11 protein-coding genes are annotated in these 15,240 nt (G+C 72.0%); 4 read left to right on the top strand and 7 right to left on the bottom strand.

The genetic code is table 11. From position 1 onward, the window contains the following. Positions 1-421 precede the first annotated feature (421 nt). On the top strand, positions 422-1,774 hold the full coding sequence (locus ACFYZA_RS22275) for a helix-turn-helix domain-containing protein (protein WP_382595594.1): 1,353 nt from the start codon (positions 422-424) through the stop codon (positions 1,772-1,774). On the opposite strand, the gene manB is transcribed toward ACFYZA_RS22275, so the two are convergent. The 7 genes from manB to ACFYZA_RS22240 are packed head-to-tail and all read right to left on the bottom strand — an operon-like array spanning position 1,755 to position 12,005. After that, positions 1,755-3,104, bottom strand: coding sequence for a phosphomannomutase/phosphoglucomutase (gene manB, locus ACFYZA_RS22270; RefSeq protein WP_388492304.1), 1,350 nt, complete (start codon positions 3,102-3,104; stop codon positions 1,755-1,757). The genes ACFYZA_RS22275 and manB overlap by 20 nt on opposite strands. Next, positions 3,097-5,340, bottom strand: a complete 2,244-nt coding sequence (gene glgB / locus ACFYZA_RS22265; RefSeq protein WP_388492302.1) for a 1,4-alpha-glucan branching protein GlgB — start codon at positions 5,338-5,340, stop codon at positions 3,097-3,099. Before glgB ends, manB begins: the two co-directional genes overlap by 8 nt. 21 nt (positions 5,341-5,361) lie before the next feature. Then, positions 5,362-6,795 (bottom strand): hypothetical protein, encoded by a 1,434-nt coding sequence (locus ACFYZA_RS22260; RefSeq protein WP_388492300.1) that lies wholly within the window; start codon positions 6,793-6,795, stop codon positions 5,362-5,364. Further along, positions 6,792-8,825 (bottom strand): maltotransferase domain-containing protein, encoded by a 2,034-nt coding sequence (locus ACFYZA_RS22255; protein ID WP_388492298.1) that lies wholly within the window; start codon positions 8,823-8,825, stop codon positions 6,792-6,794. Before ACFYZA_RS22255 ends, ACFYZA_RS22260 begins: the two co-directional genes overlap by 4 nt. Next, positions 8,822-9,439, bottom strand: coding sequence for a DJ-1/PfpI family protein (locus ACFYZA_RS22250; RefSeq protein WP_382595578.1), 618 nt, complete (start codon positions 9,437-9,439; stop codon positions 8,822-8,824). The genes ACFYZA_RS22255 and ACFYZA_RS22250 overlap by 4 nt, the downstream gene beginning before the upstream one ends. Before the next feature lie 2 nt (positions 9,440-9,441). Next, complete coding sequence (locus ACFYZA_RS22245; protein ID WP_388492296.1) at positions 9,442-11,121, bottom strand: thiamine pyrophosphate-binding protein; 1,680 nt, start codon at positions 11,119-11,121, stop codon at positions 9,442-9,444. 47 nt (positions 11,122-11,168) lie between these two features. After that, positions 11,169-12,005, bottom strand: a complete 837-nt coding sequence (locus ACFYZA_RS22240; RefSeq protein WP_161249720.1) for a type 1 glutamine amidotransferase domain-containing protein — start codon at positions 12,003-12,005, stop codon at positions 11,169-11,171. A gap of 354 nt (positions 12,006-12,359) precedes the next feature. Between ACFYZA_RS22240 and ACFYZA_RS22235 the strand changes: the two genes are divergently transcribed. The 3 genes from ACFYZA_RS22235 to ACFYZA_RS22225 are packed head-to-tail and all read left to right on the top strand — an operon-like array spanning position 12,360 to position 15,217. Continuing rightward, positions 12,360-12,773: a nuclear transport factor 2 family protein gene (locus ACFYZA_RS22235; RefSeq protein ID WP_388492294.1), complete on the top strand. Its 414-nt coding sequence runs from the start codon at positions 12,360-12,362 to the stop codon at positions 12,771-12,773. 28 nt (positions 12,774-12,801) lie between these two features. Next, positions 12,802-14,430, top strand: coding sequence for a GMC family oxidoreductase (locus ACFYZA_RS22230; RefSeq protein WP_382595568.1), 1,629 nt, complete (start codon positions 12,802-12,804; stop codon positions 14,428-14,430). Then, positions 14,417-15,217, top strand: coding sequence for an ester cyclase (locus ACFYZA_RS22225; RefSeq protein WP_382595566.1), 801 nt, complete (start codon positions 14,417-14,419; stop codon positions 15,215-15,217). The genes ACFYZA_RS22230 and ACFYZA_RS22225 overlap by 14 nt, the downstream gene beginning before the upstream one ends. Positions 15,218-15,240 lie beyond the last annotated feature (23 nt).

The raw sequence follows: 15,240 nt of genomic DNA, 5'->3' as shown, positions 1-15,240 counted from the left end.
TCGAGTTCGCTCTCGCCACCTCCGCCCGGTGGTCGCCGGGCGATATCGAAGAAGGTCCTGATTCGGATATCAGGATCCCACTCAGAAATACCCCCACCGAGAATGTGGCGACGATGATCAGCCAAATGCGCTTCGACCCCATTGAAATATCCCCTCCCCGGACAGCTCAATTTGACTCTATGAGTCAACCAGGAGTGACCTTTTCAGTCAAGTATTGGTTGGGTAATGCAAGATCTTGGTCGTTACGGAGGAGTGAATTCCGAATCTCGGCCCGGGAGAGGGCCCGAAAGCAGCCAACGCGGGCACCAGTCGCCCCGAAGTTCAGGCATGAAGCGCTTGCAGACACCTGACACCGGGTAGCATCGGCTGTAATGATCTGAGTCAAGCCACTTAGCTCAACCCTGTTGCTCAAGGAGTCGCCATGGATCACTCTGAGCCTTCCTCGCCCGTCGGCCTGGGACAGCGCATCCGCGAGCTCCGGGTCCGGCACGGCCTGAAGCAGCAGGACCTCGCGTCCGAGGAGATCTCGACCAGCTACGTGTCGTTGATCGAGTCCGGCAAGCGAGCGCCGTCCGAGGCGGTCCTGGCGACCTTGGCCGACAAGCTGGACTGCTCCGCCGAATACCTGCGCACCGGCCGCGACCAGCACGAGATGGAGGAGGCCCGGCTCAAGCTGGCCTTCGGGGACATGGCCCTGCGCAACGGGGCCGACGGCGAGGCACTGCAGGCGTTCAGCGAGCTGCTCAACAGCAAGCTGTCACTGGACGACGCCATGAAGCGCCGGGCCCGCATGGGCCAGGCCGCCGCGCTGGAGAAGCTGGGCCGCCTGGAGGCGGCGATCCCCCTGCTGGAGGAGCTCTTCGCCGACCGGGCCCTCGCGGCGGGCTCCGACGAGTGGTGCCGTACGGCCGTGGCGCTGTCCCGCTGCTACCGCAACATGGGCGACATCACGGTCAGCATCGAGATCGGCGAGCGGGCCCTGAGCAAGCTCGATTCCCTCGGGCTCGATGTGACGGTGGATCATGTCCAGCTCGGGTCGACGCTGATGGCGTCCTACCACATGCGCGGCGACCAGACCCGGGCCCACCTTCTCGGCCAGCGCCTCATCCCCATCGCCGAGAAGCAGGGAGCACGGGCCTCGCGGGGCGCGGTGTACTGGAACGCCGGCCTGGTCGCCCAGTCGCGCGGGCAGATGGCCGAGGCGCTGGCCCTGACCGAGCGGGCGCTGCTGATGATGGCCGAGGACGACAACGTGCGCCACGTCGCCGTACTCAAGATGAACTACGGTTCGCTGCTCCTGCACACGGAGTCCGGTGACGCCGCCCGCGCCAAGGAACTCCTGGAGGAGGCCCAGCAGTCACTGGCGGAGTCCGGCAACGCCGACGAGCTGGCTCGCTGCGAACTCATCCTGGCCCGGGCCGACACCATGCTCGGAAGCTGGAACGAAGCCGCCGCCCGTGCGGAGCGCGCCCTCGGACTGCTCGGGACCGAACCCCGGGTGCTCGCCGTCTCCGCCCGCGTCACCCTCGCCCAACTGCACTTCCTGCGCCAGGAGGGCGACCTCGGCAAGCAGGTCCTCGAAGCGGCCACCCGACAGCTGCGGCACTTCCCGGCGTCGTACGACACCGCCCTGTGCTGGCGCCGCATCGGTGACCTGTGGCGGGACGAGGGCCACACCAAGCAGGCCATCGCCGCCTACGACGCCGCCCTGTCCGCGTCCGGGCTGCAGCCCACCCCGAGCCCCCGGCACGCGCTCAGCGAGCAGGCGCGCTAGCCGTCACCACGGACAGGACCCGGTCGCGCAGCGCCTCCATCGCGGCCGGGGCCTCCGCCTCCACGTGGATGCGGACCAGATGGGCGCTGCGCGCGGCCCGTACGTTGAACCAGGAGCCGTCGCCGAACTCCCCCGTGACGCCGTCGAGGCGGTCCAGTTCGGCGTCGGTGGCCGCGAAGTAGGTGGCGACGCGGTGCAGGGCCGCCATCGGGTCCTCGACCCGGACGCCGATCTCGCCGGAGCGCGGATAGCGGTCGTGTCCCGCGACCAGTTCCGAGAGCCGGCGGCCGGTCTCGCCGAGTTCGGCCACCAGGTGCAGGGCGGCGAGCATCGCCGAGTCGGCACACCAGAAGTCGCGGAAGTAGTAGCGCCCCGAGGCCGCGGCGCCGAAGGCCGCGCCCTGCTCGGCCATCAGGGAGCGGATGGCCGAGCGGCCGACCCGGGAGCGCAGCGGGATCCCGCCGGCCTCTTCGACCGCCTCGATGGCGGCCCGTGAGGTGATGAGGTCGTGGACCACGGCCGCCCCCGGGCGGCGGGCGAGTTCACGCGCCGCGACCAGGGCGACGACCGCGGCGGGCGAGATCGCGGCGCCCCGCTCGTCCACGGCCCGGCAGCGGTCCGCGCCCGCGTCGAAGGCGAGCCCGAGGTCGGCGCCGGACCGGCGCACCCGCTCCCCCAGGTCCCAACCGGCCTGACCGGCACGGCCGTTGCCGGGTCCGAAGCGTACGGGGACGAGTTCCACGGCGGGGTGGTGCAGCGCCCTGGGCGCGGTCAGCGCGGCGATGCCGTGGCCCGCGTCGACCACCACCCTCACGCGGCGGATGCCGGACAGGTCGACCAGGGACCGCAGGTGCCGGGCGTAGTCGTCGAGGACCGGCGCCCGCACCACGGAGCCCGGCTGGTCGGTCAGCGCCGGCCGGGGGCCCGCGAGCCGCTCGCGGATCGCTTCGAGCCCGGTGCCCTCGGTGACCGGCACCGCCCCGGCCCGGCACAGCCGGATGCCGTGCGGCGCGCCGGGGCCGTGGCCCGCCGTGACCAGCGCGCCGGGGACGTCCAGGTAGCCCGAGAGATAGGTGAGGCAGTCGGCCGGTCCCGGACCGGCGTCGAGGGCGTCCGCGCCCTGGTCGAGGACGCCCTGGGCGAAGGCGTCGGCGAGAGCGGGCGAGGAGCCCCGCAGGTCGTGCGCCACCGCGATGACGGGCGCCCCGGTGAGCAGGGCGAAGGCCGCCCCGGTGCGGTAGGCGCCGCCGGCGTCCAGTTCGTCGGGCACCCGGCCCCTGATGCCGTTCGGGCCGACGATCCGCTCGGCCGTGCCGCGTGACTCACGCATCGTCGCTCTCCCGCGCAGTCGTGGCCGGCCGCAGCCAGAAGGTGGCGAGCGGCGGCAGGGTGAGGGCGGCGCTCTGCGCGCGGCCGTGCCAGGGCAGCGGCTCGGGCGTGATGACACCGGGGTTGACCACGCCGCTGCCGCCGTAGCGTTCGGCGTCGCTGTTGAGGACCTCGGTCCACGCGGCCGCGTCCGGCAGGCCGACGCGGTAGTCCGTGCGGACCACCGGGGAGAAGTTGCAGACGACGACCAGGGGCCGGCCCTCGGCGTCGTACCGCACGAACGAGAGCACGTTGTGCTCGGCCTGGGAGCCGTCGATCCAGGAGAAGCCCTCGGGGTCGTGGTCGCGCTCCCACAGGGCGGGGGTATCGGTATAGACCTGGTTCATATCGCTGATCAGTGAGCGGATGCCGTGGTGGCCGGCGTGGCCGGGCCAGTCCTGGTCGAGCACCCACCACTGCGGTCCGCGGTCGTGGTCGAATTCCTCGCCCTGCCCGAACTCCTGCCCCATAAAGAGGAGTTTCTTTCCCGGGTGGGCCCACATGTGACCGAGGTAGGCGCGGAGATTCGCGCGCTGCTGCCACCAGTCCCCCGGCATCTTCGCGACCAGGGACCGCTTGCCGTGCACCACTTCGTCGTGCGAGAGCGGCAGCAGATAGGCCTCGCTGTAGGCGTAGACCATCGAGAAGGTCAACTCGTCGTGGTGATAGGCGCGGTGCACCGGGTCGCGGGCGACATAGCCGAGCGAATCGTGCATCCAGCCCATGTTCCACTTCAGGTCGAAACCGAGCCCGCCGAATCCGTCCGCGCCCACCTCGTACGTGGGACGCGTCACTCCCGGCCAGGACGTGGACTCCTCGGCGATGGTGAGGGCCCCCGGGGCGCGGCGGCGCACAGTATCGGTCAACTCCTGCAGGAAGGCCACGGCGGCCAGGTTCTCCCGTCCGCCGTGCTCATTGGGGCTCCAGCCGCCCTCTTCCCGGGAATAGTCGAGGTAGAGCATCGAGGCGACGGCGTCCACGCGTATCGCGTCGATGTGGAATTCGGTGCACCAGTGGACCGCGTTGGCGATGAGGAAATTGCGCACCTCCCGGCGGCCGTAGTCGAATTCCAGGGTGCCCCAGTCCGGATGGTGGGCGCGCCGGGTGTCCGCGGGTTCGTAGAGGGGTTCGCCGTCGAACCGGGAAAGGGCGAACTCGTCCTTCGGGAAGTGGGCCGGCACCCAGTCCGCGATGACGCCGATCCCGGCGCCGTGCAGAGCGTCCACGAGGTAACGGAAGTCGTCGGGGGTGCCCAGCCGGGCGGTGGGGGCGAAGTAGCCGGTCACCTGGTAGCCCCAGGAGCCGCCGAAGGGATGTTCCATCACCGGCATGAGCTCCACATGTGTGAACCCGAGCCCGGCGACGTATTTCGGCAACTCCTCGGCCAGCTGACGGTAGTTGAGCCCCGGGCGCCATGACGGGATGTGGACCTCGTAGACCGACATCGGGCGCTGCCGGCAGTCGGCGCCGCCGCGCTCCGCCATCCACTCGGCGTCACCCCACTCGTAGGCGGAGGCGTCGACGACGGAGGCGGTCGCGGGCGGGCACTCGGTGGCGCGGGCCAGCGGGTCGGCCTTCTGGAGCATCCGGCCGTCGCGGGTGTGGATCTCGTACTTGTACCGGGTGCCGGGCCCCGCGTCCGGCACGAACAGCTCCCACACGCCGCTGGAGCCGAGCGAACGCATGGGGTGCGCGGTGCCGTTCCAGCCGTTGAAGTCGCCGATGACGCGCACCCCTTGGGCGTTCGGGGCCCACACCGCGAAGGCGCAGCCGGTGATGCCCTCCAGGGTGCGGACCCGGGCGCCGAGCACCCGCCACAGCTCCCAGTGCCGGCCCTCCGCGATCAGGTGGAGGTCGAGGTCGCCGAGGGTGGGAAGGAAGCGGTAGCCGTCCTCGTGGCTCTCCTCCCGGCCGTGCGCGCGCTCGCCGTAGGCGACCTGGAGCCGGTAGACGGGGGCGACCGTGCCCGGCAGGAGGCCGGTGAACAACCCGTCGCGCTGGTGGGCGAGTTCCACCCGGTCGCCGTCGCCGGTGACCACCGTGACGCGGCGGGCGAGCGGGCGCAGGACCCGGACCGCGACCCCGTCGGCCACCGGGTGGGCGCCGAGCACGGAGTGCGGGTCGTGATGGGCCCCCGCGAGCAGCCGGTCGAGTTCGGCTTCGGCCATGCGGGTCGTCAACTGCCGCGTCTGGAGCACGGGTTGGGGTTCCTCTCGGGATCAGCGGGAGTGCGCGAGCCGGTGGACGGCGGCCAGCGGTACGGGCAGCAGGGCCGGGCGGTGCCGCGCCTCGTAGACGGCCTCGTACACCGCCTTGTCGGCTTCGAAGGCGCGCAGCGGCACGGGCCGGCAGTAGGGGTCGGCGCCACCCGCGTCGCGGTAGCCGTCGCAGAAGGCGCGCCGGTTGCGGACCGACCAGGCGTGCGCCCTGCGGGTGCGCCGTGTCCGGGGCCCTGGGCCCGCGTCGGCGGCGCGTTCCTGTACATCGGCGAGGGCGGTGCGCGCGGCGTAGTCGAAGGAGCGCAGCATGGAGGCGACGTCGCGCAGGGCCGACTGCGGGCGGGCCCGTTCGCCGGCGGGGGTGGCGGGCTGGCCCTCGAAGTCGATGACGCGCCAGCCGTCCGCGGTGCGCAGCACCTGCCCCAAGTGCAGGTCGCCGTGCGTGCGTTGGACCAGGAGCGGGCAGCCGCGCGCGGCCATCGCCGCGTAGTCCTCGTACAGGGCGCCGAGCGCGGTGCGGTAGCGGGCGAGCGCGGGCACCTCCTCGATCGCCTCCCTGAGACGGCGGTGCATCCGGGCGGCGTCGTCGGCCACCTCGCCCGGGCCGACCAGGCTCTTCGGGAACGCGTCGGCGAGCGCGGTGTGCACCTCGGCGACGGCCTGGCCGAGCGTGCGGGCGTGCGCCGTGAAGCCGCCGGTGGCCGGGATGGTGCGGCAGCTGCCCTCGATGCAGTCGGCGGCGTGCCGCACCGCGCTCTCCCACCCGTCGGATTCGGCGAGCAGGAAGTCCTCGACGAGCCCGAGCACCAGGCCCTCGCCGCCCGGCGCGTCGGTGTGCAGCGCGCCGTGCAGACGGGGGGTGCGGGCGCAGCGCTGCTCGGTGAGGGCGCGCAGGGTGTCGATCTCGGTGTGCGGGCCCGACTCCGGCCGCCGGTAGAGCTTGAGCAGCAGCCGGTCGCCGTACGCCACCGTGCTGTTGCTCTGCTCGGCGGTCAGCGCACGCGGCACCAGGCCGACGGGCAGCGGCAGTGCGGAGGTGCGCGCGAGGCGCGGCCCGCCGGATCCGCCGCGCACGGCCAGGGTGCGCAGGAGCACCCCGAGCAGTGCCGGGTCCTCGACGGCCTCGTACAGGGTCCAGCCCCGCCAGGGCCCGTCCGTCACCTCGGCTATGGCGGACGGGGCGAGGCGGGCCGGCAGGTCCGGGCGCAGCCCGAGCAGCAGCTGGTAGAGCCGCTCGGGCCCGCCGGCGTGACGGGCCCGCAGCACGGCGTGGACCAGGGCCGGGGACTGCTCCCGTACGACGGTGACGGCGAGCGGGGTCAGCTCAGCGAGCGGGCCGCCGCCGCCCGCGAACCAGCGGCGGGTGACCAGCCACGGTTCGAGCGCGGGCAGCAGCGGGGCGAGGACCCCGGCCTCGGTGGCGGTGACGCTCATGGCGCCTGCCCCTCGACGACCGGGGTCAGCAGATGGGCGGGGCCCTGCGACGGCTCCAGACGCACATAGGTGTGCGGGTGCCAGGTGTGGAGGTCGCCGGTCAGCTCGTCGCGCATCTTCAGGGAGCCGTCGTCGGGCAGGCCGAGCGAGGCGAGGTCGAAGGAGACGGTGGCCTCGCTCGCGCGGTGCGGGTCGAGGTTGACCACCGCGAGCACGGTGTCGCTCGTTCCGTCCGGCCGCGTCAACTGCCGCGAATACGCGATGACTTGGTCGTGGTCGGTGGGGTGGAAGCGCAGGTTGCGCAGCTCCTGGAGGGCCGGGTGCTCGCGGCGCACCGCGTTGAGGCGGGTGATCAGCGGGGCGATGGTGCGGCCCTCGGCCTCGGCGGCGGCCCAGTCGCGCGGGCGCAGTTCGTACTTCTCGGAGCGGGCGTAGTCCTCGGTGCCCGGCTCCAGGGCCTCGCCCTCGCTCAGCTCGAAGCCCGCGTACACGCCCCAGGTCGGGGCGAGGGTCGCGGCGAGCACCGCGCGCGTCTCGAAGGCGGGCCTGCCGCCGTCCTGGAGGTAGGCGTGCAGGATGTCGGGGGTGTTCACGAACAGGTTGGGGCGCAGGAAGTCGGCGCTGTCGTGGGCGAGTTCGGCCCCGTATTCGGTCAGCTCCTCCTTGGTGTTCTTCCAGGTGAAGTACGTGTACGACTGCTGGAAGCCGGCCTGCGCGAGCGCGTGCACCATCGCCCGGCGGGTGAACGCCTCGGCGAGGAAGACCACATCGGGGTCGGTGACGCTCACCTCGGCGATGACCCGCTCCCAGAAGGAGACCGGCTTGGTGTGCGGGTTGTCGACGCGGAAGACGCGCACGCCCTGGGCGATCCAGTGGCGCAGGATCCGCACCGTCTCGGCGACCAGGCCCTCGAAGTCGGTGTCGAAGTCGAGGGGGTGGATGTCCTCGTACTTCTTGGGCGGGTTCTCGGCGGACGCGACGGTGCCGTCCGCGCGATGGGTGAACCACTCGGGGTGCTCGGTGAGCCAGGGGTGGTCGGGCGAGCACTGGAGGGCGAAGTCCAGGGCCACCTCCATCCCCAGCTCCCCCGCGCGGGCGACGAATCGGCGGAAGTCGTCCAAGGTGCCGAGGGCCGGGTGGACGGCGTCGTGCCCGCCGTCGGCCGAGCCGATCGCCCACGGCGAGCCCACGTCGTCGGGGCCCGCGGTGAGCGCGTTGTCCGGGCCCTTGCGGTGGCTGCGCCCGATGGGGTGGATGGGCGGCAGGTACACCACGTCGAAGCCCATCGCGGCCACCGCCGGCAGCCGCTCGGCGGCGGTCTCGAAGGTGCCGCTGACGGGCGGGAGGCCCGGGGTGAGCCGCGCCCCCTCGGAGCGCGGGAACAGCTCGTACCAGGAGCCCACGAGGGCGCGCCGGCGCTCGACGAGGAGGGGCAACGGCCGGGAGGCGGTGACCAGTTCACGCAGCGGACGGGCGTCCAGCGCGGCGATCACCTTCGGGTCGGTGGTCGCGGCGAGCCGACGGGGGGTGGGGCTCGCTTCGTCGCGCAGCGCGCCCGCTGCCGCTGTCACCGCCTCCCGGCGGTCTGTGTCCGGGATCGCGAGGGCGGCCCGCTCGTGCAGCAGGGCCCCCTCGGCGAGCGTGAGCTCCACATCGACCCCGGCGGGAATCTTCAGCTGTGCGTCGCGGCGCCAGGTGCCGACGGGGTCGGCCCAGGCCTCCACGGTGTAGGTCCAGAGCCCGGGGGCCTCAAGGACGACGGTCGCCTCCCAGCGGTCGGCGTCCGCGTCGACCAGGGCCATCGGCGTCCAGGGTCCCGGCCGGCCGGCCCGGTCGCGCAGGACCACGTTGGCGCCGACCTGGCCGCTGCCCTCGCGGAAGACGGTGGCGCCGATGGTCACGCTCTCACCGGTCACCGCCTTGGCGGGCGCCTCGCCGCCGCGCACCTGAGGGGTGACGTCGAGGACGGGGATGCGGGCGCCCCGCGGGGCTGCCGGGGTCACGAATCGGGCGGAGGTCATGGACGTCATCGGGTGCTCCTCACCACGGTGCGGGCCCCGGCGCGGGACGGGCGCTCCCGGTCCGCGAGGAGGTCGATGATGGTGCGGGCGAACAGGTGGCAGTGGGCGCCGGTCCGCGCGGTGACGAGGTCGTCGTGGACGACGACGTCCTGGTCGACGTACTCGCCGCCCATGTTGCGCAGGTCGCCGAGCAGGTTGTTGTGGACGACCGCCTTGCGCCCGCGCACCAGCGACGGGACCGGGGCGGCGAGCCACATGCCGTGGCAGATGATGCCCTTGACGATGGCCGGGTCGTTGAAGGCCCGGCGCAGGAAGGTCGAGGCGGGCGGCAGCCGCTCGGGGTCCTCGGTGTAGCGCAGCCGGTCGGAGACCATGCCGGAGGGCACGATCACGGCGGAGAACTCCTTGAGCGCGAACTCGTCGATGTCCTCGAAGGAGCGGTCCACCTCGAACGGCATCCGGTGCTCGTGCCCGGTGAAGGTCATCCGGTCCTGGCCCCACAGCCGGGTCAGGAAGTGCACCTCGGCGCCCTCTTCGGGGAAGCGGTGCTGGTAGTAGAGGATCTCCGGTTCGTAGAAGTCGCTCTCCATCAGGACGGCGATCTTGTGGCCGGTGAGCCGCACGGCTAGTCCTCCTTCCCTCGGCCGGTGACCAGGTCTATGAGAAACGGCCCCGGGGTCGCCAGCGCCTCGGCGACGGCCGCCCCGGCCTGACCGGGCTTGTCGACGCGTACGGCCGGTACGCCCAGGGACTTGGCCAGGGCCGTGAAGTCGATGGCGGGCCGGCTCAGATCGAAGATCTCGGGGTGGTCGTGGGCCGCCACGTCCACCGAGCGCCAGTACTGCTCGATGTTGTCCTCAAGGAGCTTGTAGCTGCCGTTGTTGCAGATGACGAACTTGGCGCCGATGTCGTAGCGGGCCGCGGTCCACAGCGCCTGGACGGTGTACATCGAGCCGCCGTCGCCGGTGAAGCCCACAACCGTCTTGTCGGGGTGGGCCAGTTGGGCGCCGATGGCGCCCGGGATGCCGACGCCGAGGGAGCCGCCGCGGGTCTGGAACCAGTGCCCGGGCCGGGAGGGCGGCAGATGGCGGAAGAGGTCGGGCGAGGCGGTGAGCGCCTCGTCGAACAGGATCGCGTCCTCGGGGAGCTGGCGGGCCAGTTCCTGGGCGAAGGCGACGGTGGGAAGGGCCAGCGGGTCGAGCGCGGCCTCGTTCTTCTGCCGGCCGGCGGCGAGTTCGTAGGACCGCTCGGCGGCCCGGCGCCTCAGCCAGTCCTCGGCGCGCCGCCTGCTCTCCGGGCTCATCCGGGTCTCCAGCGCGTCGGCGAGACCGGCCAGGGTGTGCTTGGGGTCGGCGACCAGCCCGAGGTCGACGGGGAAGTTCTTGGCGATGGCGTCGGTGTCCAGGTCGATGTGCACGACCGGGGCGCCCGGCGCGAACACACCGTCCAGGGCGGGATACACCTCGGGCAGCGCATAGGTGCCGACGATCAGGACGGCGTCGGCGGCCGCGGTGACCCGCCGGCTGTTCTCGCCGAACATGTGGCCCAACTGGCCCGCGTAGGCGGGGTGTTCGGCGGACAGGTTGACCTCGGACCAGTCGGCGCCCCACACCTCGGCGCCCCAGGTCTGGGCGAGGCGGGCGAGCTCCTGCTGTGCGCCGGAGAAGTGCACCCCGTCACCGGCGATGACGATCGGCCGCTCGGCGCCCGCGAGCAGACCGGCCGCCCGGCCGAGCGCCTCGGGGCCGGGGGTGCTCGCGGTGTCGAGGTAGCTGACCGGGACGGCCTCCTCGGTGGTGTTCCGGTCCATGACATCGGCGGGCAGCACGACGAGCACCGGACCGTACGGGGGCGTGGCGGCCACCTTGAACGCGCGGCGCAGGGTGCGCAGCGTGGACTCGGGGTCCACGACCCGCGTGGCCCACTTGGTGACCGGCTCGGCCATGGCCACCAGATCGGCGGCCATCTGCGCTTCCATGTTCTCGTAGCGCAGACCGGCCTCGCCGGCGATCACCACGAGCGGGGCGTGGCCCCGTTTGGCCTGGTAGAGCATTCCGATGCCGTTGCCGAGGCCCACTCCGGTGTGGAGCTGGACGACGGTGGGGCGGCGGGTGGCCCGCGCGTAGCCGTCCGCCATGCCGACGGCGACCGCCTCCTGCAGCGCGAGAACGTACTCGAGTGAGGGGAAGTGGCGCAGTTCGTCGAGGAAACCCTGCTCGACCGTGCCGGGGTTGCCGAACATGTACCGGACCCCGTCGGCCTGCAGCTGTTCCAGCATCGCGACCCGCGCGGGCCTGCTGACCATGGTGTGCTCACCTCTCGTGCGGAACGGTAACTGCCTTGTCGGGCACGTCAGTTGGTGAGGAAGCCCCACTGCCGCAGACCCTGCTCCAGGACCTCGACGACCTTTTCGCCGGTGAGGTAGGAGTCGGGGGTGGAGCGCCCGGTGATGAACGGGTAGTCGACGATGACCGAGGTCTCCTTGCCGAAGTTGCCGTGGTAGGCGCCCCCGGGAGCGGTCGCGTCGCGCAGGATGTACTCCAGCGGGTACGGCGGCGGGCCGATCACGAAGTCGGTGCCCATGAAGCCGGTGCCGTCCTTGTAGTCGTACTCGATGCAGTGGCCGGTGACGTGCTTGCCCCGGATGATGCTGGTGCGGTCCTCCTGGTCACGGGCGAAGGCGAGCGCCGCGACGCCGTAGCACTCGGCCGCGATCGGCAGGTCGAGGCCGTGGAAGGCGAGGATCAGGTCGTGCACCCGCCAGTTGTTGGCGAGGTCGACGATGGGGCCGCTGCCGCCGACGATGAGGAGCGCGTCGTAACGGCCCGCGATCTGCTCGCGAACCTGCTCGAGACGGGTGTTGTACGCCTCCCAGTCGCGCAGGAAGTACGGCTTGCTGCGGTAGGGGCGGTCGGGCAGCCAGGACGACAGGTCCAGCGGGTCGTCGAGGCGGTCCGAGGTGTCGATGGCGCGGACCTTGGCGGCCATCTCGGGGGTGGTGACCGAGCGGCCGAGCGGCGGGTCGATGTAGTCGGGGTCCATGCTCGGCGGCAGGGCCGGGGCCCGCTTGCCGGTCGGGGTCGCGAAGCTGACGTGATAGCCGGCCTTGTCGAACGTCTCCAGGGGGCCGATCAACTCCTCGCCCCAGTAACCGTATTCGGACAGGACGACGAGGATGCGCTTGCTCACGGGAGTTCCTCTCCTTGGGGGTTCCACGTGGTGCCGGGGTCATGTCTAGGTCCGCGCACTCGGCCGGGACCAGCCCCCCGGGTCCCGGCGGCCGGACATCCACAAGTGGGCGGCCGCACTACGGCATGTCATGCTCCGGCCCAGGCCACAGGGGGTGCGGGGGCTCAACAACGGCTCCCGCGCGCCGAGTTGCCGCAGCCCGTGGGACGACTTCACGCAGTGCGTACCGGCCACCGGCGGTGCCGTGCGCGGCGGGGGCGCGCTGTGCCGAAATCGTGGGGCGGCACCCCGCCCCGGGCGCCGCGCCGAGTCGTGCCGCGGGCCCCGGGCCCGCGCACTGGAAGGGAGTCAGCCATGACGGCCGAAAAGACCGCGCCCGGCACGGGCATCGCCGCGTTCGTCCAGCACTGGTTCGACATTCTCAGCGACCACGAGCCCGTCGAGGAACTCCTCGCCCACATCGTCGACGACGGCCTGGAGATGGTCTTCCCCGAGCGCACCCTGCGCGGCCACGCCGATTTCCGCGACTGGTACGACGTGGTCGGCAAGGCCTTCAGTGACCAGACCCATGTCGTCGAGCGCCTCGACGTGAGCGAGGACGACGCCGGCGTCGACATCTCACTGACCGTCGTGTGGACGGCCAAGCAGACCTCCGACGGCACCGTCAGCTCGTTCCGCATCAACCAGACCTGGCGCCTGGTGCGCGAGGCCGGCACCGGGCGGCCGCTCATCTCCGGCTACCGGGTCGGCGACCTCAACCCGGCCTGACCGCGACCTAGTTGACCCTGGAGGTTCCATGTCACCCGATTTGGCGGGCACTTCCCCGGACCGCGCCTTCGACTACATCGTGGTCGGCGCCGGGTCGGCCGGCAGTGCCGTGGCGAGCCGGCTGAGCGAGGACGGGAGCGCGGCCGTGCTCGTCCTGGAGGCGGGCGGCTGGGACGAGCGCCCGGAGATCCACCGCACGGACGCGGCCGCGGTGTTCGCACTGCTCGCCTCCGAGTGGAGCCCCGACATCGACTGGGGGTACGCCACCGAGCCCGAGCCCGCTCTCGACGGCCGCCGGATCCCGGTCGCCCGGGGCAAGGTGGCCGGCGGCTGCAGCTCCGTGAACGCGCTGATGTGGGTCCGCGGCAGCCGTCACGACTACGACCGCTGGGCGGCGCTCGGCAACCCGGGCTGGTCCTACGAGGACGTACTGCCCTACTTCCGGCGCTCCGAGGACTACTCGGGCGGCCCCTCCGCGCTGCGCGGCACCGGCGGCCCGGTCCGGGTGCGCGACCTGGACGACCCGACCCCGCTCGCCGAGGCCTTCGTCGCGGGCGCCGCCGAACTCGGCTACACCGCGCCGGAGTCGGACTACAACGCCGAGCGCCAGGACGGCTACGGCTTCCTGTACCAGACCACCCGGGACGACGCCAACAGCCGCTCCTCCACGGCCGACGGCTATCTGCGCCCGGCCCTGAAACGGCCCAACCTGACCGTGGAGGTACGGGCCAGGGCGACCCGGCTCATCCTGGACGGCACCCGGGTCACGGGCGTCGAGTACGAGCAGGACGGCCGCCTCCACCGGGTCCGCGCCGAGCAGGAGGTCGTGGTCTCGGCGGGCGCGTTCGAGTCGCCGAAGCTGCTCATGCTCTCGGGGATCGGCCCGGCCGCGCACCTGCGCTCGCACGGCATCGACTGCGTACAGAACCTGCCGGGTGTCGGCGGCAACCTCCAGGACCATCTGTTCGTGCCGGTCTGCTACCAGTCGCTCCAGGAACACCCCGAGGGCGCGCTGATCTCCGAGGCCGGTCTTTTCACCCACACCAAGGACGCCGGGCCCGGCGCGCCCCCCGACCTCCAGTTCACGTTCGGGCCCATCAAGTTCCTCGCGCCCGACGCCCCGGCAGCCCACCACCAGGGCCCCGGTTTCACCTTCGCGCCGATCTCGCTGCTCCCGCAGAGCCGCGGCCGGCTGCGGCTGCGCAGCGCCGACCCGTCGGCCAACGCGGTCGTACGCGCCAACTACCTCGCCTCGGCGGCCGACCGGGACGTCCTGGTGCACGGCATCCTGCTGGCCAGGGAGCTCGCCCACACCTCCGCCTTCGGCCCGTTCCGCGGCGCGGAGCTGGGTCCCGGCGAGCGGGTGACCGACCCGCGCGAGCTGCGCGGCTACGTCGCAGCCCACGCGACCACCCTGTGGCACCCGGTCGGCACCTGCCGGATGGGCACGGGGCCCGACGCGGTCACCGACGCCGAGCTGCGGGTGCACGGCATCGACGGGCTGCGGGTCGCCGACGCCTCCGTCATGCCGACGATCGTCGCCGGCAACACCAACGCACCGAGCGTGATGATCGGCGAGAAGGCGGCCGGTCTCGTCCAGCAGTCCCAGTCGCACACCTCACTCCGGACCGAGGGGAATCCCCATGCCCACGTCTGACAACATCCGGCTGTACGAGCGGTTCCTCACCGCGCTCAACACCGAGGACTACGCCGAGATCGCCCGTGTGATCGGCGCCGACTTCGAGGACCACCACCCGGGCTTCGACATCAAGGGCCTTGACTCCTACCTGGACGCCCTGCGCGGCGCGCACCGCACGCTCGGCATCCGGGGCGAGCTCCTGGAGACGATCGAGGCGGGCGACAAGGTGATCACCCGGGTCCGCCTTACCGGGACCCACCAGGAGCCCGTCCTCGACATCCCGCCCACCGGCCGCAAGGTGGAGTGGACCACCACCGAGATCTGGCGGGCCGAGGACGGCCGGCTCGTGGAGCGCTGGGCGGAGGACGACCTGTTCGGCCTGCGCGGCCAGCTCTCGCCCGACGAGGAGAACGTCGCGGTGGTGCAGAAGGTCTCCGACGCCGTCAACGAGCGACGCTACGACGACCTCGACGCCCTGTTCGGCCCCACCTTCAAGGACAACAACCCGGCGTGGGACGTGCGGAGCCTGGACGAGCTCAAGGGCATCATCAAGGCCGCCCACGACGCGCTGGACTTCCGGGTCACCCTGGACGCCCTGTACGCCGCCGCGCCGGACAAGGTGATCATGCACATCACCTTCCACGGCAAGCACATCGCGCCGTTCTTCGGCATGGAGGCCAGCGGCAAGGAGGTGTCCTGGACCAGTCTGGAGGTCTACCGCCTGGAGGACTTCAAGGTCGTGGAGCGCTGGGTCCAGGCCGACACCGCGGGCCTCATGCGCCAGCTCGACGTACCGCTGCCGTAGTCACGCGTCCACCGAGGAAGGGA

The organism is Streptomyces sp. NPDC001828 (assembly GCF_042892175.1).
Classification (GTDB): Bacteria; Actinomycetota; Actinomycetes; order Streptomycetales; family Streptomycetaceae; genus Streptomyces.
The sequence above is the reverse complement of the archived record's forward strand: the minus strand, read 5'-3'. Positions and strand labels throughout refer to the sequence as shown.